General features: G+C 68.9%; 1 protein-coding gene. It reads left to right on the top strand.

Annotated elements, in window-relative coordinates; genetic code table 11:
• A partial coding sequence (locus DEH69_RS05460) for an acyl carrier protein (RefSeq protein WP_147255438.1) occupies nt 1-392 on the top strand: 392 nt, incomplete at both ends.

Here is a 392-nt window from a genome sequence, read left to right as displayed (position 1 = left end):
GTCCTCGGGCATGCGGGCCCGGCCGATGTGGATCCCGAACGGGCCTTTACCGACCTGGGCTTTGACTCGTTGAGCGCGCTGGAGCTGCGGAACCGCCTCAACGCGGCGACCGGCCTGCGCCTGCCCGCGACCCTTGTCTTCGACTATCCGACGGCCCTGGTGCTCGTCGACCATCTGCTTCAGCAACTCTTTGGCGCCGCCGAGGAGTTCGCGAACGCCGCCCCGGTGGCCACCGTGGACGATGAGCCGATCGCGATTGTGGGGATGGCGTGCCGCTTCCCTGGTGGTGTGGCCTCGCCGGAGGACCTGTGGCGGCTCGTCGCGGACGAGGCCGACGCCATCACCGGCTTTCCGACGGACCGTGGTTGGGATGTCGAGCGGCTGTATCACCC

This window comes from Streptomyces sp. PT12 (assembly GCF_003311645.1).
Classification (GTDB): Bacteria; Actinomycetota; Actinomycetes; order Streptomycetales; family Streptomycetaceae; genus Streptomyces.
This window is presented reverse-complemented; position numbering and strand designations above follow the sequence as displayed.